At 36.4% G+C, this 24,084-nt stretch carries 21 protein-coding genes; 5 read left to right on the top strand and 16 right to left on the bottom strand.

The window, feature by feature from the left end; all coding sequences use genetic code 11:
• Window positions 1–8: 8 nt before the first annotated feature.
• Complete coding sequence (locus GJV85_RS11605) at window positions 9–248, bottom strand: hypothetical protein (protein WP_207561542.1); 240 nt, start codon at window positions 246–248, stop codon at window positions 9–11.
• Between the two features lie 140 nt (window positions 249–388).
• Between GJV85_RS11605 and olsF the strand changes: the two genes are divergently transcribed.
• Window positions 389–2,104 (top strand): bifunctional ornithine lipid synthase OlsF, encoded by a 1,716-nt coding sequence (olsF, locus tag GJV85_RS11610; RefSeq protein ID WP_207561543.1) that lies wholly within the window; start codon window positions 389–391, stop codon window positions 2,102–2,104.
• A 7-nt stretch (window positions 2,105–2,111) separates the two neighbouring features.
• Here olsF and GJV85_RS11615 read toward each other — a convergent pair whose 3' ends face one another.
• A complete protein-coding gene (locus GJV85_RS11615) occupies window positions 2,112–2,852 on the bottom strand; it encodes a Gabija anti-defense Gad2 family protein (protein WP_207561544.1) in 741 nt (246 codons plus the stop codon).
• Between the two features lie 201 nt (window positions 2,853–3,053).
• Here GJV85_RS11615 and glnA point away from each other — a divergent pair, with 201 nt between their 5' ends.
• From glnA to leuA, 3 genes are all read left to right on the top strand, one after another.
• Window positions 3,054–4,484, top strand: coding sequence for a type I glutamate--ammonia ligase (gene glnA, locus GJV85_RS11620; protein ID WP_207561545.1), 1,431 nt, complete (start codon window positions 3,054–3,056; stop codon window positions 4,482–4,484).
• Between the two features lie 107 nt (window positions 4,485–4,591).
• Window positions 4,592–5,506: a sensor histidine kinase gene (locus GJV85_RS11625; RefSeq protein ID WP_207561546.1), complete on the top strand. Its 915-nt coding sequence runs from the start codon at window positions 4,592–4,594 to the stop codon at window positions 5,504–5,506.
• Window positions 5,507–5,577: 71 nt separating this feature from the next.
• Entirely contained in the window at window positions 5,578–7,236 is a 1,659-nt protein-coding gene (leuA, locus tag GJV85_RS11630; protein WP_207561547.1) for a 2-isopropylmalate synthase, read from the top strand.
• Between the two features lie 10 nt (window positions 7,237–7,246).
• Here the strand turns inward: leuA and GJV85_RS11635 are convergent, their stop codons facing one another.
• The 9 genes from GJV85_RS11635 to GJV85_RS11675 all read right to left on the bottom strand — a co-directional run bounded on the left by GJV85_RS11635 (window position 7,247) and on the right by GJV85_RS11675 (window position 17,151).
• Window positions 7,247–9,271 carry a penicillin-binding protein 1A gene (locus GJV85_RS11635; protein ID WP_207561548.1) on the bottom strand — a complete coding sequence of 675 codons (2,025 nt, stop codon included), beginning with the start codon at window positions 9,269–9,271 and terminating at the stop codon, window positions 7,247–7,249.
• Window positions 9,268–9,957, bottom strand: coding sequence for an ABC transporter ATP-binding protein (locus tag GJV85_RS11640; protein ID WP_207561549.1), 690 nt, complete (start codon window positions 9,955–9,957; stop codon window positions 9,268–9,270). The genes GJV85_RS11635 and GJV85_RS11640 overlap by 4 nt, the downstream gene beginning before the upstream one ends.
• Entirely contained in the window at window positions 9,954–11,048 is a 1,095-nt protein-coding gene (locus GJV85_RS11645) for an aminotransferase class I/II-fold pyridoxal phosphate-dependent enzyme (protein ID WP_207561550.1), read from the bottom strand. Before GJV85_RS11645 ends, GJV85_RS11640 begins: the two co-directional genes overlap by 4 nt.
• Window positions 11,048–11,593, bottom strand: coding sequence for a septum formation inhibitor Maf (gene maf / locus GJV85_RS11650; RefSeq protein WP_207561551.1), 546 nt, complete (start codon window positions 11,591–11,593; stop codon window positions 11,048–11,050). Before maf ends, GJV85_RS11645 begins: the two co-directional genes overlap by 1 nt.
• Window position 11,594: 1 nt before the next feature.
• Window positions 11,595–12,077, bottom strand: a complete 483-nt coding sequence (locus GJV85_RS11655; protein ID WP_207561552.1) for a hypothetical protein — start codon at window positions 12,075–12,077, stop codon at window positions 11,595–11,597.
• Window positions 12,077–14,629 (bottom strand): alanine--tRNA ligase, encoded by a 2,553-nt coding sequence (gene alaS, locus GJV85_RS11660; protein ID WP_207561553.1) that lies wholly within the window; start codon window positions 14,627–14,629, stop codon window positions 12,077–12,079. Before alaS ends, GJV85_RS11655 begins: the two co-directional genes overlap by 1 nt.
• Before the next feature lie 72 nt (window positions 14,630–14,701).
• Window positions 14,702–15,352, bottom strand: coding sequence for a sulfite exporter TauE/SafE family protein (locus GJV85_RS11665; protein WP_207561554.1), 651 nt, complete (start codon window positions 15,350–15,352; stop codon window positions 14,702–14,704).
• 1 nt (window position 15,353) lies between these two features.
• Window positions 15,354–16,355, bottom strand: coding sequence for a 4Fe-4S binding protein (locus GJV85_RS11670; RefSeq protein ID WP_207561555.1), 1,002 nt, complete (start codon window positions 16,353–16,355; stop codon window positions 15,354–15,356).
• Window positions 16,348–17,151, bottom strand: a complete 804-nt coding sequence (locus tag GJV85_RS11675) for a hypothetical protein (RefSeq protein WP_207561556.1) — start codon at window positions 17,149–17,151, stop codon at window positions 16,348–16,350. Before GJV85_RS11675 ends, GJV85_RS11670 begins: the two co-directional genes overlap by 8 nt.
• Window positions 17,152–17,319: 168 nt before the next feature.
• On the opposite strand from GJV85_RS11675, the gene GJV85_RS11680 reads away from it, so the two are divergent.
• A complete protein-coding gene (locus GJV85_RS11680) occupies window positions 17,320–19,449 on the top strand; it encodes a TonB-dependent receptor (RefSeq protein ID WP_207561557.1) in 2,130 nt (709 codons plus the stop codon).
• Window positions 19,450–19,484: 35 nt separating this feature from the next.
• Here GJV85_RS11680 and GJV85_RS11685 read toward each other — a convergent pair whose 3' ends face one another.
• The 5 genes from GJV85_RS11685 to GJV85_RS11705 are packed head-to-tail and all read right to left on the bottom strand — an operon-like array spanning window position 19,485 to window position 24,070.
• The gene (locus GJV85_RS11685; protein ID WP_207561558.1) at window positions 19,485–19,931 is read right to left on the bottom strand and encodes a 2-thiouracil desulfurase family protein; all 447 of its coding nucleotides are present in this window, start codon (window positions 19,929–19,931) and stop codon (window positions 19,485–19,487) included.
• A complete protein-coding gene (locus GJV85_RS11690; protein ID WP_207561559.1) occupies window positions 19,918–21,333 on the bottom strand; it encodes an aldehyde dehydrogenase family protein in 1,416 nt (471 codons plus the stop codon). Before GJV85_RS11690 ends, GJV85_RS11685 begins: the two co-directional genes overlap by 14 nt.
• A 36-nt stretch (window positions 21,334–21,369) precedes the next feature.
• The gene (locus GJV85_RS11695) at window positions 21,370–21,699 is read right to left on the bottom strand and encodes a YraN family protein (RefSeq protein ID WP_207561560.1); all 330 of its coding nucleotides are present in this window, start codon (window positions 21,697–21,699) and stop codon (window positions 21,370–21,372) included.
• 43 nt (window positions 21,700–21,742) lie between these two features.
• Window positions 21,743–21,940 carry a hypothetical protein gene (locus GJV85_RS11700; RefSeq protein ID WP_207561561.1) on the bottom strand — a complete coding sequence of 66 codons (198 nt, stop codon included), beginning with the start codon at window positions 21,938–21,940 and terminating at the stop codon, window positions 21,743–21,745.
• A gap of 54 nt (window positions 21,941–21,994) precedes the next feature.
• The gene (locus GJV85_RS11705; RefSeq protein ID WP_207561562.1) at window positions 21,995–24,070 is read right to left on the bottom strand and encodes a molybdopterin oxidoreductase family protein; all 2,076 of its coding nucleotides are present in this window, start codon (window positions 24,068–24,070) and stop codon (window positions 21,995–21,997) included.
• Window positions 24,071–24,084: the final 14 nt, after the last annotated feature.

Genomic DNA, 24,084 nt, shown 5'->3' on the forward strand with positions numbered 1-24,084 from the left:
AGTAAAACTTATTTTTTCTTTGAAGTTGTTTTTTTAGCAGCTTTTTTAGGAGCTGCCGCTTTTGTAACTTTCTTAGCTACTTTTTTAACTTCTTTCTTTGCCGTAGGCTCTGCTTTTGTAGCAACTTTAACTACTTTTTTTGTAACTTTTTTAGCCGCATCTTTGGCAACTACTTTTTTAGCTACCGCTTTTTTAACTGCTTTTTTAGCAACTGCTTTAACCACTTTTTTCTTTAATACTTTTGCCATGATAAAACCCCTTATTTTAAACTTACAAATCTATTATAAAACTTTTAATAACAATTGTCAATGATAATCGTAACCATACTGTAACAATTGAGTAATCTAAAGTTTCTATAATCTATCTAAATTACTTATAGAGGTTTTATATGATTAATGTTCAAATGATGATAAAAGAGAAATACCCTAAACTTAAAGATAATAAAATAATCAAAGGTGCCATTAACAAATTTGCCGATGCGATAGTCCATCAAGAGGAGATAAACAGATTTCTTGAAGAAAATATACATTTGGGAAGTTTCGAGTTTATTGAAAGTGCCTTAGAGACTCTTGACTTCACATACTCATTATCAAATAAAGATATCCAAAACATTCCTGCTACAGGAAGAGTTGTAATAATCTCCAACCATCCACTTGGCGGACTGGATGCCTTAGCTCTTATCAAGGCTATTAGCACAGTACGAAAAGATATTAAGATAGTAGCAAATGACTTTTTAAATGCTATCAAACCGCTTAGCCCAATTATAATCGATATAAACAACTTCCAAAGTAGGCAATCTAAACACTCTATTAATAAGATATATGATGCTCTAAATTCTGAAGAAGCACTCATCATTTTTCCAGCTGGAGAAGTAAGTCGTGCTACACCAAAGGGAGTAAAAGATGGGCATTGGCATAAAAGCTTTCTAAAGTTTGCTTCAAGAACTTCTTCACCTATTCTTCCCATACTCATCGGCGGCAAAAACTCAAAAACTTTCTACTCTGTCTCCGCACTTAGTAAACCTCTCTCAACTATACTCTTATCACATGAGATGTTCAAACAAAGAGGAAATGAGATAGAGTTAACCATAGGAGAGATTATTCCTCATGAGAACACTCATCCTCACTCAATTCCAAAAGATAAGCTTATTAGCCTTTATAAAAAACATCTCTACTCTTTGAAAAAAAAGGTAAGTTACTTTGTAACACAAAAAGCCATAGCACATGCAGAAGATAGAAGAGAGATAAAAAAAGAGTTGAAAAACTCTAAACTTCTTGGTTCAACAAAGGATGGTAAAAAGATTTATCTTTACGAGTGCTTACAAAACAACTCTAGTGTTTTAAACGAAATAGGAAGACTAAGAGAGATCTCTTTTAGACAAGTAGGAGAAGGTGTAAACAAGAGTAGAGACATAGACAAGTATGATAGATACTACAAACACATAGTACTTTGGGACAATGAAGACTTAGAAATAGTAGGTGCATATAGAATCGGCATAACAAGTGATATTATCACTTCATACAACGAAGAAGCACTTTATACAAACTCTCTCTTTCAATATACAGAAAATTTTAATAAATACCTCGACAATTCCATAGAGCTAGGAAGAAGTTTTGTGCAGCCAAAATATTGGGGGAGTAGAGCACTTGATTATCTATGGCAAGGTATAGGTGCATACTTAAAAAGCAACCCTCAGATAAAATATCTCTATGGAGCTGTCAGTATTTCACAAAGTTATCCTAAAGTTGCAAAAGATATGATTTTATATTTTTACAGTACATATTTTTCTGTAAAAAAGGAACTGGCAATAGCAAAGATTCCATATATATTTGACTTTAATGATGAGTATATGAAAACATTTCAAGCTGAGTTAGTTCTCAATGATTATAAAAAAGACTTTAAAACACTCAAAAAAGCGCTTAGTTTTTTAGAGTTAAGTGTGCCAACCATGTATAAACAATATGCCGACCTTTGCAATGAAGATGGAGTAAAGTTTTGTGCATATAATATAGATGCAGAGTTCTCTGATTGTGTAGATAGTTTTATCATTCTTGATGTTAACAAGATAAAAGACAAACAGAGACAGAGATACTTTGGTGATTAATAACTTATCAACTTGTTTCATCTTTTTGATCATCGATGTAATGAGTAATTGCATCTTTAATATTCGTTAATTTATTTGGATTACCTTGTAAATTTTTAAAATGCAGTGAAGGGTCTTCATTTTTCTCAAGTTTTAAATCTGCAATTTTTGAGCAGACTTGCAGAAAAACTTCATAGGGAACATCATCTCCGCGTTTTAAAAAGTAGATGGCGCGTTGGAGCGAAACAAAAGGATTAAGACTTACCCTTTGCAAATGATTTATTCTTGTATTAATGTAAGTCACAAACTCCTCTCTCATATCACATGCAACTATTGTAAAGAGTCTCTTTTTTGTATTGTAGTTACACTCAAACGCTATTTTAGTTGAGTCAAAGTCAAAACCACTCACTAGTTCTTCAAGTGTGGCGTTATCAAATCTTTCTCTGTATACAAGTTGATATATGTCATTTTTATAACTATATGTGTAGGAGTTATTTTCATACTCAAAATAGTCTTGATTCATTGCACTATTTATAAGTTCTCTATCCTCTTTAGAAGGGAAAAAGAGATCTAAGTCTCTAAAAGTATCAGCCTTCAAACAAGAACCAGCAAGATAGAGTTTAATATTTTGCTTTTTAATATTTTTAATAATCAATCTTTGAAAAAAGATATTTAATTTTATTGCAATACTATCAAGTCGATAATCTAGAAGTGACGCTTGGTCATATGAGAGTAACTCCTCATACTCCTTAAAAAATTCATAAATCATAAATCCTCCATTTATCCCTAGTAAGTTAAATTAAAATATTATATCTTAAGAAAGCCTCAAGATACTCTAATGGATTATAAATAAGTATCTATATCACTATATGAAACAAATCTTGCAGTTGATGAATATTTAATCAACTATACTTCTCTAGGTAAATTTAAATAAGATATACTTGTGTAAATATAATTTCAGGAGAATTAAATGGGAAAATTTGTTAATAACGTAGAAGAGTTTTTTACTTTTTGTGAAGAAAATGATGTTCAGTTTGTAGATTTTAGATTTACAGATATCAAAGGTGCATGGCACCATATTAGTTACAGAATGAGTGCTGTAAGTGCTGGTCAACTTGAGAACGGTCTACCTTTTGATGGTTCTTCTATCGAAGCTTGGCAGCCGATTAATAAGTCGGATATGCTTCTTAAAGTTGACATAGGAACTGCATTTTTAGACCCATTTACTGCTGATCCAACTATCATTGTTTTTTGTGATGTTTATGACATCTACAAAAACCAAGCTTATGAGAGATGTCCACGTTCAATCGCTAAAGCGGCACTCAAGCATGCTGAAGATTTAGGTATTGCAGATGCAGCTTATTTTGGTCCTGAGAATGAATTTTTTATGTTTGACTCTGTAACTTTTGTTGATAACATCAATGAAGCTGGTTACAAAGTGGATACTGAAGAGGGTGAGTGGAACTCAAACAATCCTTACCCAGATATGTACAATACAGGTCACAGACCAGGAACTAAGGGCGGTTACTTCCCAGTAGCTCCTACAGATTCTGCTGTTGACATCCGTGCTGAAATGATGCAAGTACTAGAGCAAGTTGGTCTTGAAGTTGTTCTAGGTCACCACGAAGTTGCACAAGCTCAACACGAACTAGGTATAGTTTTCTCTGACATCATCGGTGCAGCTGATAATGTTCAAAAATACAAGTATGTTGTAAAAATGATAGCACACCTTAATGGTAAGACTGCTACATTTATGCCTAAGCCACTCTATGGTGATAATGGTAATGGTATGCATGTTCACCAGTCACTATGGAAAGATGGGAAAAATCTTTTCTATGCGCCAGGTAACTATGCAAACCTTTCTGAAATGGCTCTTAACTATACTGCTGGTATATTCAAGCACGCTCGTGCAGTTGCTGCGTTTACGAACCCAACAACTAACTCGTACAAAAGATTATTACCAGGTTTTGAAGCTCCAAGTATCTTAACTTACTCTTCTCAAAACCGTTCTGCAGCTTGTCGTATTCCTTACGGTGCGGGTGAAATGGCTACTAGAATTGAGATGCGTTTCCCAGACTCTACTGCTTGTCCTTATTTAGCATTTGCTGTAATGATGATGGCTGGTCTTGATGGTATTAAAAACAAAGATATTCCTGTTGGTCCAATGGATGAAGATTTATTTGAGCTTTCTCTTGATGAAATTCGTCAAAAGAAAATCCCTCAAATGCCTCACACTCTACGTGGTTCACTTGAAGCACTTATCCGTGACAACGACTTCTTAAAGCCAGTATTTACACAAGAGTTTGTTGACGCTTACCAACAATACAGATTTGAGCGTGATGTTTTCCCAGACGAAGGTCGCCCTACTGCTTACGAGTTTAAAACTACGTACCAGTGCTAATCTAAGTAGAGATTCTATCTCTACCCTCTTTATCCGCTCCTTTTTTATGGGAGCAAGAGCCAATTTAAAAATAAACCTTTTATATATTTTTTGGTATAATATTTCCCATGACACCAACCTCCAATCAACAAACTATTGATGACATTGTTCAAATCAGCCAGTCATGTGATAAAACATTAAAAAGTAAGTTAACAAAACTTATCATAATGTACAAAAAGCAAGAAGAGTACTGCAATAAAATATATGATGAAAATCAAGCTTTTATAAAAAAATGTAACGAAATGCATAGTCTTTCAAATGAAGAAAAAGAGAAAAAAGACAAACTAATTGAGCAGAGTGCCCGTCAAGCTGCCATGGGTGAAATGATAGATGTCGTTGCACACCAATGGAAACAACCTCTTAACTCCATAAGTATGATAATGGACATGCTAAAAAACGACTTCGAAAGCAGTGAAGTTGATAAAAGATACATTGAAGACCTTAATCAGACTGTGCATATGCAAATTGAGCACATGGTAAATACACTTGGTGAATTTAGAAACTTTTTAAGACCTTCAACTAAAGATGAGACTTTTGTACTCAATAATGTAATAAACAATGTTCAGCTCCTTCTAAAAGATGAACTTCTATCTCAAAATGTAAAACTCACTGTTGATATTGAAGATGATATTTCCATTTTAGGAAATAAAAATGAGTTTAAACATATTTTTATAAACCTCATAAGTAACTCTGTAGATGCTTTTAATGAAAATGATTCTACTGATAGAAATATCTTTATCAATGCCTATAAAGTAAGTGGTTATATCTATATAGAGTTCCAAGATAACGCTGGTGGAATTTCAAAAGAGATAATTTCACAAATATTTAAGCCTAACTTTACAACTAAAGCTGAAGGAAAAGGTACAGGTGTAGGTCTCTATATGAGTAAACAGATTGTTAAAAAGAACCACGGTAGCATAAATGTACGCAACTCAAATATAGGTGCTTTGTTTACAATTAAACTAAGAGAACAAACTATTTAAATTAGGTATAATTTCGAAATAATAACAGATGTAAGAGTGTGTTATTTAAATTTCAAGTTAAAGGGTTCATAATGAATCACATTCCTAATGGTAAGTATAAGCCTTATCCAAAGATAGATTTGCCAAATAGACAGTGGCCAAACAATAGTATAACAACTGCTCCAGCATGGTGTAGTGTTGATTTAAGAGATGGAAATCAAGCTCTTATCAACCCTATGACAATGTCGAAAAAACTTGAACTTTTTACACTCTTACTTAAACTCGGTTTTAAAGAAATAGAGGTTGGTTTTCCATCTGCTTCAAAAGTAGAGTTTGACTTCTTACGTCGTCTTGTTGATGATAAACTAATCCCTGATGACGTAACTATTCAAGTACTTGTTCAAGCTCGCGAGCACCTTATACAAAAGACGTTTGAATCATTAAAAGGTGTAAAAAAGGCAACTGTTCACCTTTATAACTCAACCTCAGTCGCACAAAGAAAGATAGTTTTCTCAAAATCTCAAGAGGAGATTATTGCTCTTGCCATAGAGGGTGTAGAACTTGTAAAAAAATATGAATCTTCTCATGATGGTCAGATATTTTTAGAGTACTCTCCTGAGAGTTTTACAGGGACTGAGTTAGAGTTTGCTGCAAAAATTTCAAATGCTGTAACAGAGTGCTGGGGAATTAGTGACAAACGTAAAGTCATCATCAACCTTCCTGCAACAGTGGAGATGTCTACACCAAATATCTATGCTGACCAAATAGAGTGGATGGCAATGCATCTTAATAATCGTGAAAATGTAATCATCTCTACACATACACATAACGATAGAGGAACATCAATAGCTGCAACAGAGTTAGCTCTTTTAGCAGGAGCGGATAGAGTTGAGGGAACACTTTTAAGTAATGGTGAGAGAACAGGTAATGTAGATATTATAACCCTAGCTCTTAACATGACAACGCAAGGTGTAGACTCAAAACTTAACTTCTCAGATATTACTGAAGTCTTAGATGTAGTTGAGAGATGTACTGAGATGGATACACATGCTCGCCATCCATATGTTGGTGAACTCGTATATACTGCATTTTCAGGTTCACACCAAGATGCTATAAATAAAGGTCTAGCTTATCAAAAAGCTAAGGATGATGCATTTTGGGAGGTTCCTTACCTTCCTATCGATCCTGCAGATGTTGGACGTACGTATGAGAGTATCATCCGTATTAATTCTCAATCTGGAAAAGGGGGAGTCGCTTATATTTTAGAGAAAAACTATGGCTACCAGCTTCCAAAAACAATGCATCCTGAGATAGGAAAAATTGTTCAAGCTCAGACTGATATAGAGGGGCGTGAACTTAGTGCTGATGAGATATACGAAATATTTTGCAATACTTACTTTAAGCCAATAGAGCATATAACTTTTGTACACGTGAACCTTTCATCAAAAGATGGGCTTTCAAAATGTACTTTAACATATGAGTATAATGGAGAGAAGATTGTTGCAAAAGGAAGTGGAAACGGTCCTATTGATGCATGTAAACATGCTCTTATGCAAAACTATAAAAACCAGTTCACTATTAAATCTTATGCTGAGCACTCTTGTGGTGATTCTAGTGAAGCAAAAGCGGTTGCTTACATTGAGATACAAGCGAAAGAAGTTTACTCATGCTACGGCGTGGGTGAAGATAACAACATCGCTACAGCTTCTATAAAAGCGATGTTTTGTGCTTTAAATAGAGCCTTTAGTTAAGAAGCTCTATTTAAAATAGTAACTCTTCTTCTGAGTCTGAAGTCATTTTCATTCTTGGAGGTTTAGAGATATCACTAAAGTACTCTTTTCTATTATCTACTTCGACTTCTATAATACCTTCAGGAACATCAAATTCTCTTTTAATCTGAGGATATAACTCAAGTACTCTTTTATAATAATGCGCAAAAGCTGGACCAGATATTCGTCCACCCGTCTCTTTTTTATACATAGGAGTGTTGTTATCATTTCCAAACCAGACTATAGTTCCAATAGTTGGTGAGTAACCAGCAAGCCAACCATCTACATTATTATTTGTAGTTCCAGTTTTACCAGCAAGTTCAATCCCTTTTACTCTAGCACGTCTTGCCGTACCACGATTTACAACATCTCGAAGTATCGTAGTCATGATAAATGACTGAGTCGGACTACTCATCTGCTCTCTCTCATCCATCTTCTCATATATAGTCTTGTTTGCCTTGTCTATGCTAAGTATCAAGTGTGGTTGCACTTGAACACCAGCATTTGAAAATGATGTATAGTATTTTGCAAGTTCAAGAGGAGACATAGACATAGTACCAAGTGAGATAGAAAGATCATGTGGAATATTCTTCACATTAAACTTTTTGAGCTCTCTTACAAGGTTGTTTAGTCCTATCTCATTTACAAGGTTTATCGTTGCTAAATTTCTTGAGTGTATAAGAGCTTCTCTTAGAGTGACCAAACCCTTATAATTTTTTTCATAATTTTTTGGCTGCCATTTCATCTCTTCACCATCTTTTTCGTACTCGTATGTCTTTGCTATATCAACAAGTTCAGAGGCTCCTGAGTATCCTAAATCAAGAGCTACTTGATATATAAATGGTTTAAACGCGGAACCAGGTTGGCGTTTACCTTGTGTTGCGCGATTATAAGAACTTTTTTTATAATCTACACTTCCTACAAGTGCCAAAATATCTCCAGAAGCGGAGTCTAAAGATACAAGTGCACCATTAAGTTGCGATACATTTACATCTTGAAGTTCAAACATCTCATTTTCTGAAGGATTATCTATTTTTTGAAACTCTGCTAATTTTTTCAGCTCTTTTTCTTTGTATTTTTCGATTCTCTCTAATGATTCATCATATGCAAATTTGAGAGACTCCTTAGCTGCACTTTGAAGTCTTAAAGATATACTCGTATATATCTCATATCCACCAGTTTTTAAGTCCTCGATTCCCATATCTCTAAACCTACGAGAGACTTCATCGACTATAAATGGTGCCTTGTTTTGAGTGAGTGTATCATCATAAACAGCAGGAGTTTCTATAAGTGCAACTTCATATGTTTTATCATCAATCCAGCCAAGAACATGCATTCTCTCTATTACACGGTTTGCTCTTCCCATAGAGATATCATAGTTTTTTGTTGGTGCATATGTACTTGGTGCTTTTGGAAGTCCAACTAAAATAGCCATCTCTTTAAGAGTTAAATCTTCAAGGCGTTTATGAAAATACCCATCAGCTGCAGTTTTAACACCATAATAACCATGCCCATAATAGATCTCATTTAAGTATCGCTCTAGAATTTGCTCCTTACTCAGATGTCTCTCTAACTTAATTGCGTAAATCGCTTCTTTAATTTTACGAGAGAGTTTTTTCTCGCGTGTTAGTAGGACATTCTTCACTAACTGTTGTGTTATTGTACTTGCACCTTCAACTGCTCTACCAGCTCTCACTACCTTTATAGCTGCACGAAAGATTGCGTCAATATTTATACCAGGGTGCTCAAAAAATGTCGTATCTTCAATGGCTACAAGCGCTTCAACAATACGTGGAGGTATCTCATCAAAAGAGGCATAATATCTGTGTTTCTTGTCAAAAATATTTGCTATTTTTTCGCCATTTCTATCATATATTCTACTCGTTACCGATGGCTTATAATCTACTAATGATGAGATATCAAAATCATCATTACTTAAATAGTAGCCGACAACCACAAAGGGAGATAGAACTCCTAAAATAAATAGTAGTATAAATAATCGTTTTATAAATTTCATGTTCTAAATTCCCTATTGGCAAAACTTGCCTCTATTAAAGTTTTTGTATACTCTTCTTTTGGAGATTGCATAACGCTCTTCATATCTCCACTTTCAAGAATCTTTCCATTTTTAATAACACAGATATTTTGACATAAATTTTTAGCTGAAACTATATCATGTGTTACAAAAAGCATTTTAAAGTTCTCTTTTTCTTGTAGATTTTTTAAAAGGTCTATTATCATCACTCGCGTTTGAGGATCAAGTGCTGTAGTTGGTTCATCAAGAAGCAATAACTTAGGTTTAGACTCTAATGCGATGGCAATTACAACACGTTGAAGCTGTCCACCTGAAAGCTCTGGTGGAAATCTATCCAACAAATCATACTCTAAACCGACTTCATCAAAAAGCTCTTTAACTCTACTCTCATCTACAAAAAACTGTTTAGAAATTTTAGTCAAAGGTGAGAGTGCAGTGAAAGGGTTTTGAGGAATAAAAGAGATATTCTTTCCAGCTATAAGCTCAAACTCTGCATCATGCTTCAACTCTAAGCTCATGTTGTAAGGTAACATACCTAAAAGAGCTTTGAGTGTTAAACTTTTACCACTCCCACTCTGACCAACCAAAGCTAATGAAGACTCTATGCTAAACGCCACATCAAGCAGTGCTTTATTCTCATATATGATTTTTAGCTTGTTGATATTCATTGTTTTATTTTAGCCAAATTTTTACATACATCTCTTAACTCATTTTCACTTTGTCCCAGTCTTACAATAAGACGTATGATAGCACTAGGAACTGTCGGCTGTCTTATAGCACCAACTCCAAAACCTAAAGCTAATAGTTCTTTTTTTATCTCTACAACTCTTTTATTGTCACCTATCAAAATAGGGACGATTAAACCCTCTACATAAACTCCAAGCTCTTCATAAACAATCTCTTGTCTTTTTTTTATCTCTTCTTTTAAACTTTTTGTGTTGTGTAAAATATATCTAAGTGCATTGTGGGCTAAAAGTGTGTCATACAGTGAAAGAGAAGTCGCATATACTATAGGTTTTGCACGGTTTATAAGATACTCTACTATATGCTCAGATGCAAGGATAAACGCACCAAAACTTCCATAAGCTTTTCCAAGTGTTCCCATTTTGATATGGTTTGCTTTAATCTCAACGCCATAATAATCAAACACACCCATAAGCTTCTCGCCTATTACTCCACTACTATGCGCCTCATCCACTATTAAGATGGCGTTTGCTTTGTCGACCAGTTCAAAGACCTCTTTAGAGCATAAATCTCCATCCATAGAGTAGATGCCTTCAACCGCGACTATCTTGCGTTTAGCAGTTGAATTTTTTAATAGTTCTTGTAACTCTTTCATATCATTATGCTTAAAAAACACAACATCTAAGTCATTAAGATTTGAAGCAAGAACACCCGATGCATGGTAAAGTTCATCCATAAAAAGAGTATCTCCCTTTCTCACAAGCGACTCTATAAGAGCAATGTTGGCGTTAAACCCACTCCCTAAAACTACTCCCGCCTCAAAACCATTAGCTTTGCAGAGTGCATCTTCAAAATCTTTATGTATTTTGTGATAACCATTAACAAGGAGTGAGGCTTTTGAACTATGTACTTCTAATGATGAGAGTTCCTTGCAGGTTTTTTCATGAAGAGTTTTGTTGTGAGAGAGTCCTAGATAGTCATTTGAAGCAAAATCTTTGAGCGAATAATCAAGTACTTCTCGAGTTCTATAACGCCCCGATTTTTTAAGTGCTTTGAGTTCATTTTCATAAAACATTAGATAAATCTTTGGAGCACTTCTACACTTAATCCCATAGCCGTACTCTCATAACCTCTCACCTCTTTTATATAACTCTTACAAAAGCCCTCTACCATACAAGCACCCGCCTTGCCTCTCCACTCTCCACTCTCTAGATATTTATCAAGTGCATCCATATCAAACTTATCAAATAGATAATCAGTTTGAGAAATGTCAATGAGTTTCATCTCTTTTGAGTGGTAAATCATACAGGTAATAATGCTAGTAATATTTCCACTTTGTGTCATTAAAATATTACGAGCGTCATCTATGCATTTTGCTTTTCTGAGGATTTGATTCTGTGAGGTTACGACGGTGTCAGCGACTAAAAGAGGATACTCATCATATCCAAAAGCTTTTAGATTCGCTTCATATTTTCCCATTGTGGCTTGATAAACAAAGTTTTTTGGGCTTGAGGCTATAATCTCTTCTTCATCAAAATCCACACTCTCTTGCACAAACGCAACTCCTGCGTTTGAGAGAAGCATATGTCTAGTTTTAGAAGAAGAGGCTAGTCGTATCATTTTATAAAACTGAAGAGAAGTATGAACCTATGAAAATAGCTATTACTCCAAGAGTGATATTGATGGGAACCATCACCGCTCCAATAAGTCCAAGTTGATTTTTAGCCAAGACAAAGTCACCCTCAGCTATGGCTTTTTGTGCTCTGTTTCTTCGCATAACCATAACGATATATGCGACAAGCATTACACTCCAGATACCCTCTTTAGCATACCCAAGAACTTTATAATCACTCGCAGAGATAGAGTAACCTTTGATCATAATGATCGCCGTAATAAAAAGCGTAAGTATGAAAGGAGCTACTATCATAAAAAGATTTTTAAGCGCGTGAGATACTCTCTCTAAGCGATGAGCAGGTGATTCTATCTGCATAAACGATGGGTGTGCCGCAAAACGCAGAGCTATCATTCCACCAACCCATACAACAGCGGAGATAACATGTAAAAATACTATAATCGTTTTATATTCAGCAAAAAACTCAGACATTATGAAAGTGCCTCCGTAATAAATTTAAGCGCTTCTTCTTTTGCCTCAGGCAATTTTGAAGCGTCTTTTCCACCAGCTTGAGCGAAGTCAGGACGACCACCGCCACCGCCACCTAAGATAGGAGCGATTTTTTTAATCCAATCACCCGCTTTAGCGTTTGCGTCTTTAACGCCGGCAGCTATTAAAACTTTATCGCCTTTTACTTGAAACAGCATTGCACAGAGTTTCTCGTTTTGGTTTTTAAGCTCATCAATTTTATCTTTAATATCTCCAGCTGGATACTCTTCAACTACAACGCTAACGCCATTTATCTCCTGTGCTAATACTTCAACTTTAGAAGACTCTTGAGCCTCTTTAAGTTCTGACTTGAGTTCAACTATGCTTGATTTAAGTCTTGAAATTCCAGCGATAAGGTCTAAATTTTTCACCTCAGACTGAGCCTCTTTTAAAAGAGCTCTCTGCTCGCTAAAGTATTTATAAGCCGCGTTTCCACAAACTGCTTCAATACGTCTAACCCCAGCTGAAACGCCAGACTCTTTTGTAATGATAAACGAGCCAATGTTTGCAGTGTTGCTTACATGAACGCCACCACAAAACTCTATAGAAGCATCAGCAAAGCTTACTACGCGAACTTCATCACCATACTTCTCGCCAAACTGAGATTTTGCGCCGCTCTTTTTAGCGTCTTCGATGCCTAAAACTTCCGTCTTAGTTGGTATTGCTCTCATAATTTCATTGTTTACTCTGTTTTCTATTTCTGAGAGTTCCGCTTCACTTACAGCCTTTGGATGAGAGAAGTCAAAACGCAGACGAGTAGCTTCATTTAGTGAGCCCGCTTGAGATATGTGATCTCCTAAAACGTCAAAAAGAATGGCATGTAATAGGTGTGTAGCTGAGTGATGTTTAATAATCTCTCCACGAGAAGTGTCAACATGAGAGTCAACAATAGTTCCAACTTTTAACTCTTTAGCAACTTCTATTTGTGCAAGAGAGAGACCAAAGAATTTTTTAGTGTCAACTACTTTTGCAAAACCCTCTAACTCTCCACTATCACCAGTTTGACCACCAGACTCTGCGTAAAAAGGAGTGACGTCTAAAAGAACCCAACCTTTCTCGCCAGCGGCTAAAACTTCTGCATGCTTAAAGTTCTCATCAAGAAGTGCTAAAACTTCTCCGGAGTGCTCAGTAAAATCATAGCCAACAAAAGCGTTCTCGCCAAACTTCTCTAAAAGCTCTTTAAAGTCACCTTGAGTTGCAGCATCTCCACTACCTTTCCAAGCAGCTTTTGCGCGAGTGCGTTGCTCAAGCATCAACTCTTCAAACTTAGCAGTGTCTAGTGCTAAGTTTTTCTCCTTTAACATATCTTCTGTAAGGTCAAGAGGGAAACCACAAGTATCATAAAGTTTAAACGCCACTTCACCTGAAAATACGTCTTTTGTATTTTTAAGCTCTTCATTAAAAAGCTCTATGCCATTTGCAATAGTCTTAAAAAATCTAGCCTCTTCAAGTTCTATCTGCTCTTTAACCGCATCTGCTTTTGGCGCTAAGTAATCATACTCGCCACCCATAATAGTGATAAGTGTATCTACGAGTTTATACATAAAAGGAGAGCGAAAACCTAAGAGGTAACCATGACGAACCGCGCGACGAAGAATACGACGAAGTACGTATCCACGACCTTCATTTGAGAAGTTTACGCCCTGAGAGAGAAGAAAAACAGCCGTTCTGATGTGGTCGGCTATAACGCGGTAAGAAGCGCCAGTCGTATACTCATACTTTTTACCTATCATCTCCTCTACTTGATTTATCATAGGCATGAAAAGTGAAGAGCCATAGTTTGAAGTTTGTCCCTCTTTTATAGCTACAACGCGTTCAAGTCCCATACCAGTATCGATAGAAGGTTTTGCGAGTGGAATTCTCTCTCCACCTTTTTCTTTTACTTCGTACTGCATGAAAACAAGGTTCCAGATCTCTAAAAATCTATCACCCTCTCCACCCATCTTATCTTCAGGGCCATTAAAATTCTCTGCGCCTTGATCGTAAAAGATTTCAGAACATGGCCCACATGGTCCAGTATCGCCCATCGACCAGAAGTTGTCTGCGTCGCCTAAACGCATGATTCTATCTTTTGAGATATGCTTCATCCAAAGTTCTTCTGCTTCGTCATCTGAGTCATGCACTGTTACCCAAAGCTTATCTACTGGTAGTTCAAGCACTTCAGTTATAAATTCCCAAGCGTGAGCGATTGCTTCTTCTTTGAAGTAATCTCCAAAAGAGAAGTTACCCATCATCTCAAAAAAAGTATGATGACGAGCAGTGTGCCCTACGTTTTCTAAGTCGTTGTGTTTTCCACCTGCGCGGATACAAGTTTGACATGAAGTTGCTCTAGGGTTGGCAGGTCGTGGGATTTCACCTGTAAATATAGACTTGAAAGGGACCATTCCCGCATTGTTAAAAAGGAGAGTTGCATCATCTGGAACTAAAGGTCCTGAGGCAATTCTATCGTGTTGTTTTGATTCAAAAAATTTTAAATACTCTTCTCTAATATCCATAATCTATACATCTCTCTTATAAAGTTGCGCGATTATATCTAAAATGGGCTAAAAATATAGAGTTTTTAGCCCTTAAAGCTGCAGCCATCCATTAAGCGTGGAGATACCTACTATAAGCAGTAGCAAACCTGCCGTTTTTTCTATAATGTTTTTATATCTTGAAAACTCTTCCACTACGCCTTTAGCCATCTTGGAGAGTATGATTCCAAAGATTAAAAACGACGCGCTAACCGCGCCGATTCCAAAAACTATTCCAAACGCCATCGATTGGTAGAGGCTACTCGCGTTTATGCTCACAGAGACCAAACTCATTACTGGTATGCAAGGATTTAAAGAGATTCCAAAACCTAACATGAAATAGCCTATTTTTGAAGAAGCGTTTTTGGATGTCGTTGAACAACATGCCGAGGTTCCCTTAAAAGCATTAAAGAGTATTATCGAAGCTATGATGATGGTAGTGGAACCTAAAATTGTTTGTGAAATTGTTTCGTTATTTATAATCCCTTTTATCCAAATGGCACTATAAAAAGCTGCTGTCGCTATAAAGGTATAACTTACTATCCTACCAATGGAAAATGGCGTTAAAACTGCAAAACTAGAACGGATACTCGAGGAGTTCGTAAGCATAAGTGGGCTCAAAAACGGCATACACGTAAACATGCATGCGGTTGAGCCATAACTAAGACCTAGTAAAAACAGAGAGGTAAACGTAGCAAACTCCAAACTATTTTTTCCACCATTTATCTATTTTCACGCGTTTTTTAAAGTATGGCTTTGAAGAACTAAAAACTGGCATTGGAGCAAATTTAAATGCCATAATATCGTCATGAGGACAAAACTCAACGCACTTTCCACAAAGAGTACAATCAGTAAATGTTATGTTTTGATTTACTACGGGTGCTTGTATCTCATAGATATCCATCGGACAAGCGCTCACGCAGCTTGAACATGTATCACATTTACTTGATCCATTTTTAACAAGTCTTAAAAGACCAAACTTTTTAAATACCGCTTGCATAGGCAACATTGGGCATATTCTACAAAATGGCTGTTTTATAAATAGTGCTAACGCTATCATCAAACCAAAAAGTAGGTCTGCAAAAATCGAGAAAGTCATATAACCGGCGGACGCGTTATCGACAACTATTTGAGAAGCGTCTCCTACCGCTAGGGTAGTTAAAATTCTACTAGGGCATATTCTACAAAAAGCATCGCCAAACTCATGTCCTAAAAAACCTAAACCTGTTAAAACAGGAAAGATAAATATAAAAAAGATAAATATAAACCACTTAATAACTCTTGTTTTTTTAACCACTTCAAATGAGAGAGAATTTACCTGTTTTATTTTTAGTTTTGTCCCTATCATGCTTATTACTTCTTGAAAAAAACCAAGTGGACAAGTCCATCCACAAAACGCTTTGTTAAGAACAACTATAAGAATAAAAAAAGTCGCTAATGTAATAGCCGTTCCCATAAGCCCAGCCATTGCCGAACTTGTTCCATCTATAACACCAGCTACGCGGTGGTCCATCTGATGTTGCAAGGGAATTAAAACACAATAGTCCCCACCATCTTGATCATAAGCACATGAGAGAGATGGGAGTGCTCCGGTGAGTTTATCTTCTGAGTAAAAAGTAGTCATAAAAAGACTTCCATAAACCAAAATAACAAAGAAAAAGAGTTGTGAGATACGTCTCAGAACTGTTAGAGTAAGTAGTTTATCCATTTTTTGACTTCCTATATATTAATATTCCAAACACTAAACCTAGTAGTGCCACTAATCCACCATACTTGCTGTTTTGCCAGTAGTCATTTGGGTTTACATGATATGGCATAGTAAAGCTAGTTTCATACTCTTTAGTATTCTCTTTTATCTTTGAACTTAAAATAAAATGCGATGGTCTGTTAGCTCGTTTTGAGTTCTTCACATCCTTAAAGTCATTTGGCAGGATTACTGAAAATCTTCCATCTTCATCGCTTGTGTACTCTACTGTAGTTCCATTTAGCGTTTGAAGGTTTATCTTTGTAGATATGGGTTTAGCGTTTAGAGTAACTATAAAGCCATACTTCTTTGAAGTTTTATACTCATCATGCTCTTTTGGCAGGGGATTTGGTTTTATTTCAAAAGCCAATTTATCTAAAAGAGTTATTTTTGTCGGTGAAACATTTGATGGTTTTCCATATTTGTATATATAGTACGAGGCTCCAACAAACTTCTCATTAGTATCTGACTTTGCGATGATGGCATGGTAGTTATCATTCTTTCCTCTTGGCATCTTCACAGGCTTTCCACTATACTCTAGATCTATTTTTTCTAAGTTTGAGAGGTAGTATGAAAGTTCTACCTTAGAGTTTTCATCCACGTCCATTAACTGATACAGAGGCGCTTTTCGCATATGCCCAGAGTGTGTGCCATCTTCTTTTTTAGCGCTCTTTTCATGATAGGGGAGAATATGCATCGCGCTACTCTCACTCACCATAAAAACGAGTGAACAGATAACTAAAAGTATTAATTTATTCATAATCATTTTCCATCTAGATTTATTTAGTCTGAAATAATAGTAAAAGAGTGTTACATAAGTGTTAAGTTTTGAGTAAATATTAAATGAATATAAAAATTATGACTTAACACTTATGTAACACTCTTTCGTTAAAGTTCCATCAATAATTTAAACCAATCAGGAAACAAAATGAAAATAAAACACTCATTAATGGCACTTCTTGCCATCTCATCACTTAATGCTCAGGAGTACTCTTTAGACTCTATGAGTATCACAGCAACTAAGATAGCTACTTCAACTAAAGACGTATCACAATCTATTGCAGTTGTAGATGAAAAAACTATTAACGATAAAAACATATTAAATATTCAAGAAGCTATAGAGAATATTCCTGGTGTAAACGCAGAATCATCATCAAACACTGCAAGTCCAAGACTTATCATTCGTGGAGCTGGACTTAAGGCTAGATATGGCGTTCGTGAAATCATGATTATGAAAGATGGTGTTCCTATGACTGACCCTGATTCATTTACAAGATTTGACTTTATAGATATGCAAGATGTATCAAGCATAGAAGTGCAAAAAGGACCAGGTTCTATCAATGCGGCAAATGCAACGGGTGGCGTTATCCAGCTTGTAACTAAGTCAGTATTTCAAGACCAATCAAACAGAATAAAAGTAGGTCTTGGAAATGATGGTCAAAGAAATATCAACTTAAAAGTAAGTGATCAACTTAGTGAGAATGATTTTATAGCTGCGACAATATCTCACCGCGCGATAGACAATGCTTGGAGAGATAACAATGAGTTTGACTCAACGCAAGCGACGCTTAGATATGGGCATATCTTCTCAGATGACTCAACTATAGAGACTGAACTCTCTTATACTGAGTCAAACTCAAACTTGCCAACAAGTATGACGGCTGCTGAATTTGCAGAGTTTGAAAAAACTGGTGAGCAAAAAAATACTTCTTACCAGTGGCAACATAGTGCAAGAGATTCTAAAATATTTTCTTTAAACGCGAAGTATGAAAAAGAGATAGGCGACGTACTTTTAAAGCCACGCGTTTATTTTAATACTTGGGAGCACTTTCACCCAGTTACGGGTATGATAAATGATAGTAGTGACAACAGCGTTTATGGTACTGATTTAGAGCTTAACTACTCGCATAAACTATTTGGAAACAAAGCAACGCTGGTAGCGGGCGTGACTGCTAAAACTGATATTACTAATAATGCTGAGAAATACCAATATGCAGACGTAAACACAACGTCTACTTTACCAGCGTTTGGTGCACCAATTCCATATGACGTAATTAACTTTACAACATCAAATAGAAAAGGGGTGTTAGCTGAAACGGAAGATAGTGCAACAACGCTTATCGGTGCTTACTTTATGGAAACACTCTCACCTACAGAGAATTTTATAGTAGATCTAAGCGTAAGAGCTGATAAGCTGAGCTTCAACATAGACACCAATGAAATAACTAGATACGACTATGGCACAAGAAGCTATAAAACTGGACAAGGAGAGTTCTCAATCAACAAAGATTATCAACTTCTATCTTCAAAACTTGGCCTTTTATATAAACTAACTAAAACGACTAATATATACGCCTCAATAGCAAGTTCTAATCAAGCTCCAACTGGTAGTGAAATTGCTGCCGCTCAAGATGAGGGCATCTCGCTTGATAAAACGACTAGCACTAACTATGAGATTGGTCTAAAAACAAGAACTCAAACCTTTTCTTATGATGTAGCAATTTATCAAAACGACGTAACAAATGAGATAGTGCAGATTCAAGACGCAGGTGGTAATGTTATATACGACAATGCTGGTGAAACACAAAAAAGAGGTTTAGAGCTTAATGGAGTTTATCAACTAATCGACTCGCTGCAACTTGGTGCTTCATATGCATATAGTGATTTTAAATTTTCTAAATTTGAAGAACAGGTTGGATATGGAAGCAGAGCAACTTGGGAATCTAGAGATGGAAACTATCTTCCATACATTCCACAGCAACAATACTCTATGTTTGCGGCGTTTAATATGGAAAATGGCTTTAAAGCGAGAGTTACGACAAAAACATGGGGTGAGTACTACATGGATAACGCAAACACGCAAAAGTATGATGGATATCAGTTTGTAACTGACCTGATGTTAGGTTATGAGTATAAAGCACATAACATTCAGTTAAACGTAAGAAACATTACAAATGAGTACTATGCAATGTCCGCTTCAAAAGACGCAAACGGCAATGAGACATACAAAGCAGCAGCTCCGATGCAAGGTATGATTACTTACAGTTACACATTTTAAGCACAACTAAAACTTCTACTTTTTATAGTAGAAGTTTAAAAATCTAACTCACTCTCTATTTTCACATCCTTGTAATGTTTTTCAAACATACTAGCAGCTATTCCACTACCTAATTTAAGAGTCTCATTTTTATCATTTAAAATAGGTGTAGTTTCATATCCACAGCTTGGACTTTTTGACTTGAGAATAATTCTATCTATATTTTTATGTAGTTGCATAAAGGAGTTTATCTCATCTTCTAAAAGTGAAGTTACGTCTTTTTGAGTAGAGTCTGTAACGATTCTATTTTGTCCATCTACCTCAACTACACTTATCCTCTCTCTAGGAGTTCCAAAAAGAGGTGCTTCGGGGCAAAAAGGAACTATCTCATAATCTTTAAAAGCATCTATGACTGCGTTTACTTCTTTTGTTTTTCCATCATAACGACACTGCTCGCCTAAAAGGCAAGCAGAGATAATGACTCTTTTTCTAGCAGATGACAACGCTTTTTATCTCTGTCATCTCTTCAATTGCAAAACGAGGACCTTCACGCCCAACTCCACTAAGTTTAACACCACCATAGGGCTGTATGTCAAAACGCAGAGTTGGCATGTCGTTTATAACGATTCCACCAGCGTCAAGTTCTGATATAGCTCTTTGCGTTAGTTTTAAGTCATTTGTAAAGACTGAAAACTGCAAACCATAAGGAGAATTGTTCATACGAGGAAGAGCGTCATCAAAAGAGTCTACTTTTACAAGACTTACTATAGGCGCAAACACCTCTTCACAGACTATGGCCATGTCGTCAGTTACGTTTGCCATAACGCAAGGATGAAACATTCGCCCTTCTCTATGAGGCGGTAGAAGTGGTACGGCGCCCTCTTCTATAGCTGACTCTACCCAACCCATAGCACGACTTGCAGCCTCATCATCTATAAGTGGTCCCATAAAAGTATCGTCATCATAAGGGGAACCAACTACTAGTTTTTTTGTCTCCTCTGCCATCAGTGAAGCAAACTCATCGTATATATCCGCTTCTACATAAATACGCTGTAGTGAGATACATACTTGACCAGAGTTTACAAACGCGCCAAGAGCGCACCTGTTTGCCGCAAGAGCTAAGTCTGCCGACTTCTCTACGTATGTAGCTGCGTTTCCACCAAGCTCTAGTCCTACCTTTTTTATCCCTGCGTTTTTAGTGATAATCTCACCCACTGGAACGGAACCAGTAAAAGATATAACGCGAGGAATGTCTGAAGTGATAAGCGCGCTTCCAACTTCAGCGTCTCCATAAACAACGCTCAATGCATCTTTGATAGCGTATTCACTCTCTATGAAAAGTTTTGCAAACTTGTAAGCAGTAAGTGGCGCTTCTGGCGTTGGCTTGAGTACTACTGTATTTCCAGCTACAAGTGCAGGTGCTAGTTTATGTGCGACTAGATTAAGAGGAAAGTTAAAAGGAGTGATGGCTACTACAACGCCTACTGGTTCACGAGTAAAAAATGCCGTAGTTTTTTTGCCACTTGGCATAGCGTCCGTGTTAATAGTTTCGCCATGCATAGTTCGCATAGTCTCAGCGGAAAGCTTAAGAGTCTCTATACAGCGTTCAACTTCTACACGAGCGAAAGTGATAGGTTTACCTACTTCATCAGTAAGCGTTTTTGCGATATCTTCTTTGTTAAGACGAAGCTTTTGCGCAACGTCTATTAACCAGCTACATCTTTGTGAAAGCGTTGAAGCTTTTGTTGCCACTTTTGCTTCTTGAGCAATCTTAAGAGCTTTTCTTGCATCTTCCGCACTGCATATCGGTGCAGTTGAGACAACTTCCCCAGAGTATGGGCTTACTCTTTCACTAAAGGTATCCGTAACGGCTTCTGTCGAGCCAAAAAATATTTTTGCTTGCATAAAATCTCCAAGTTTATAATGATAAAATTATAACATTTATAAAGTAATGTTTTCTACTAGCTCTATACTCTTTGGTGTTACAACTACGGCATCTAACATAAAATCAACATCCAAGCTGTTTTTTTTCATGTAAACATTTGCAGTCTTAATCAAACGCGAGAGTTTAGTTGGAGTGATATTTTGAATGGCGAGCTCATAATCAAGAGCACTTTTAACTTCTATGAAGTGAAGGACTTTATCTTTTGAAGCGATGATGTCTATCTCGCCAAAACGAGAGTAGAAGTTTCTCTCAAGTATAAAAAAATCTTTAGAGCTAAGAAAATCAGATGCCTTATCTTCAGCAATATTCCCTTTAGCTCTACTCATATTTATTTCTACTCAATCTAATTAAATATATTGATTATAGTCGTTATGCTTTAAGCTTATTCATTTTATGAGTGATTTTATCCATGGCTTTGTCTATCTGTTTGTAAGTTCCATGACTTGTAGCTTCCGCTTTTTTAATTGCAAGGTTCTCTTGTACTATTTTTAACTCATCATAATTATCACTTAACTTACCGTTAAGAGCATTTTTCATGTCTAGTTTTGCTTCTTCTGATATTTCCATTTTTAATTCCTAGTGATTATTTTACTATATATTTGAGAGTATATTTATACGCACTTATGCGCTAACAATTTCAACTTGTATAGACTTAAATGCAGCCGTCATAATAAGCTCATCACTCTTATCGCCAAAGATATGGTTTAGTTTTGAGTTTGCATGGTGAAACGTTGTATAGAGTGTTTTTGGACGGACTTTGTCTGTAAACTTCACCGTAAGTGGATTTGTCTCTCCATACTCAGTTTTTAATATAACCTTCTCACTTGTAAAGTCAGCTGCATCATCCTCATGCACAAGTAGTAAGTCTTCAGTGTGGCGTTTCATCAACTTCTCAGTGTACTTAGTCTGAGCGGAGTTGTTGTAGTGAGCCATAATTCTACCAGTTGTAAGGTGATACCCTTTAAGCTTTTTGTTTATGATCTCCTCTACCATGCCCGAGAGAGTATAACCATGGTATCTAAACGCGCCTATGCCATCTTGCGTTCTAAAGTCTTCACGATGAAGAACTGGAGTACCTGTTCCATCATCTTTAATTGGCCATGATATTCCCGCTTTTTCATTATCACGAAGGACTTTATATGAAGCTCCGCTAAATCTGTTTGTAGCAGTTTTTCTCACGTCTTCCCAGATATCTTCAGATGAGTTGAAGTCATAACCACCACCCATCTTCTCATCAAGAAGCTTAATAACTTCCCAATCATCAGGTAGGTCTGATTTTACTAGTGGTGTTGAAAGGTGTACTTTTCTCATAGCGTTTATGTAAATACCAGTCTTTTCATAAGCAGACTTTACACCTACAACGATGTCAGCGCGCTCTGCTATATCTGTCATAAATAGCTCTTGCACGAAGATAAGTTCTAAGTTTTCAAAAGCTTTGATAAGCTTGTTAAGATTTGGATGAATATGCGTTAAATCCTCTCCTATGTTAAGCACGCCCCTGATTGTACCATCAAGCATTCCATCTACTAGTTGAGGAGTCATAAGACCGACCTCTTTTGGTGCTTGATAATCTGGCGCGTAATAAGGAAGCATACCCATATCACATACGCCTTGAACGTTTGTCTGACCTCTTAAAGGCATAACGCCGGCACCATCTTTACCAATGTTACCAGTCATAAGAGCAAGGTGAACTATCGCCATAACAGCGTACGAGCCATCAACGTGTTCAGTAATTCCAAGTCCCCAAAGTATTAGAGATTTTTTAGTAGCATACTCACGAGCTATCTCTGGAAGCATATCAGCTAAGTACTCATAGCCTGCAACATCTCTGAAAAACTCTGGATTTGCATATGGGTCAGCTAAGATATTCTCTTTAAAATGCTCAAAGTTTTTCGTTCTATTTTTTATAAAGTCCTTGTGATACAACTCTTCTGTGATAATCGTGTAAGCTATCATATTTAAAACGAGTAGGTTTGACTCATGCGGTGTTATGGCTTTGTACTTTGAAAATTTGTGAAGCTTTATTTCACGCACGTCAAAACAAGCTATCGGCGTACCATTTTGTGCAGCTTTTATCATGCGATTACCAACAATAGGATGCGCTTCAGTCGTATTTGAACCCATAACTATCATGAACTCTGTTTTATAGATATCGTCAAATGGATTTGAAGCAGCACCTTCACCGATAGTTAAACGCATGCCCTTTAATGATGGAGAGTGACAAACGCGAGCACAGTTATCAACATGTGGAGAGTTTAGTGTAAAACGAGTAAATTTTTGGAAATAGTATGCAGATTCACAAGAGCTTCTAGCACCACCAAGAGAGCATACAGACTTCTCTCCATATTTTGCTTGAATGTCTTTAAGCTTCATCGCTCCAGCAGTTGTAGCAGAGTCTAAATCAGACTCATACCATGTATTATCTAACTCTGTAAGTGAAGTAGCTATCACTTCTTTTATGTGAGGGTTTTTCTCTAAAAAACTTTTACGGATTCTAGGTGCATTGATTCTCTCTTTAGCATCAACAAAATCGTATCCATAAGTACCCTTAACACAAAGCTTTCCTTCAGATGTAGCTCCATCGGGATGTGCAAAGATTTTTTTGATCTTATTCTCTTTTATATCAACATGAGCAGCGATATCGCAACCAACTCCACAGTATGCACATACACTATCTATAGTTACAATATTTTCCATCCCAAACCCTCAGA

The sequence above is a fragment of the Sulfurimonas aquatica genome, from assembly GCF_017357825.1.
GTDB lineage: Bacteria > Campylobacterota > Campylobacteria > Campylobacterales > Sulfurimonadaceae > Sulfurimonas > Sulfurimonas aquatica.

What these genes read in the sequence shown, in the direction of transcription:
- GJV85_RS11605 (WP_207561542.1), bottom strand. Translation starts at nt 248, where the DNA reads ATGGCAAAAGTATTAAAGAAAAAAGTGGTTAAAGCAGTTGCTAAAAAA.
- olsF (WP_207561543.1), top strand. Translation starts at nt 389, where the DNA reads ATGATTAATGTTCAAATGATGATAAAAGAGAAATACCCTAAACTTAAA.
- GJV85_RS11615 (WP_207561544.1), bottom strand. Translation starts at nt 2,852, where the DNA reads ATGATTTATGAATTTTTTAAGGAGTATGAGGAGTTACTCTCATATGAC.
- glnA (WP_207561545.1), top strand. Translation starts at nt 3,054, where the DNA reads ATGGGAAAATTTGTTAATAACGTAGAAGAGTTTTTTACTTTTTGTGAA.
- GJV85_RS11625 (WP_207561546.1), top strand. Translation starts at nt 4,592, where the DNA reads ATGACACCAACCTCCAATCAACAAACTATTGATGACATTGTTCAAATC.
- leuA (WP_207561547.1), top strand. Translation starts at nt 5,578, where the DNA reads ATGAATCACATTCCTAATGGTAAGTATAAGCCTTATCCAAAGATAGAT.
- GJV85_RS11635 (WP_207561548.1), bottom strand. Translation starts at nt 9,271, where the DNA reads ATGAAATTTATAAAACGATTATTTATACTACTATTTATTTTAGGAGTT.
- GJV85_RS11640 (WP_207561549.1), bottom strand. Translation starts at nt 9,957, where the DNA reads ATGAATATCAACAAGCTAAAAATCATATATGAGAATAAAGCACTGCTT.
- GJV85_RS11645 (WP_207561550.1), bottom strand. Translation starts at nt 11,048, where the DNA reads ATGTTTTATGAAAATGAACTCAAAGCACTTAAAAAATCGGGGCGTTAT.
- maf (WP_207561551.1), bottom strand. Translation starts at nt 11,593, where the DNA reads ATGATACGACTAGCCTCTTCTTCTAAAACTAGACATATGCTTCTCTCA.
- GJV85_RS11655 (WP_207561552.1), bottom strand. Translation starts at nt 12,077, where the DNA reads ATGTCTGAGTTTTTTGCTGAATATAAAACGATTATAGTATTTTTACAT.
- alaS (WP_207561553.1), bottom strand. Translation starts at nt 14,629, where the DNA reads ATGGATATTAGAGAAGAGTATTTAAAATTTTTTGAATCAAAACAACAC.
- GJV85_RS11670 (WP_207561555.1), bottom strand. Translation starts at nt 16,355, where the DNA reads ATGGATAAACTACTTACTCTAACAGTTCTGAGACGTATCTCACAACTC.
- GJV85_RS11675 (WP_207561556.1), bottom strand. Translation starts at nt 17,151, where the DNA reads ATGAATAAATTAATACTTTTAGTTATCTGTTCACTCGTTTTTATGGTG.
- GJV85_RS11680 (WP_207561557.1), top strand. Translation starts at nt 17,320, where the DNA reads ATGAAAATAAAACACTCATTAATGGCACTTCTTGCCATCTCATCACTT.
- GJV85_RS11690 (WP_207561559.1), bottom strand. Translation starts at nt 21,333, where the DNA reads ATGCAAGCAAAAATATTTTTTGGCTCGACAGAAGCCGTTACGGATACC.
- GJV85_RS11695 (WP_207561560.1), bottom strand. Translation starts at nt 21,699, where the DNA reads ATGAGTAGAGCTAAAGGGAATATTGCTGAAGATAAGGCATCTGATTTT.
- GJV85_RS11700 (WP_207561561.1), bottom strand. Translation starts at nt 21,940, where the DNA reads ATGGAAATATCAGAAGAAGCAAAACTAGACATGAAAAATGCTCTTAAC.
- GJV85_RS11705 (WP_207561562.1), bottom strand. Translation starts at nt 24,070, where the DNA reads ATGGAAAATATTGTAACTATAGATAGTGTATGTGCATACTGTGGAGTT.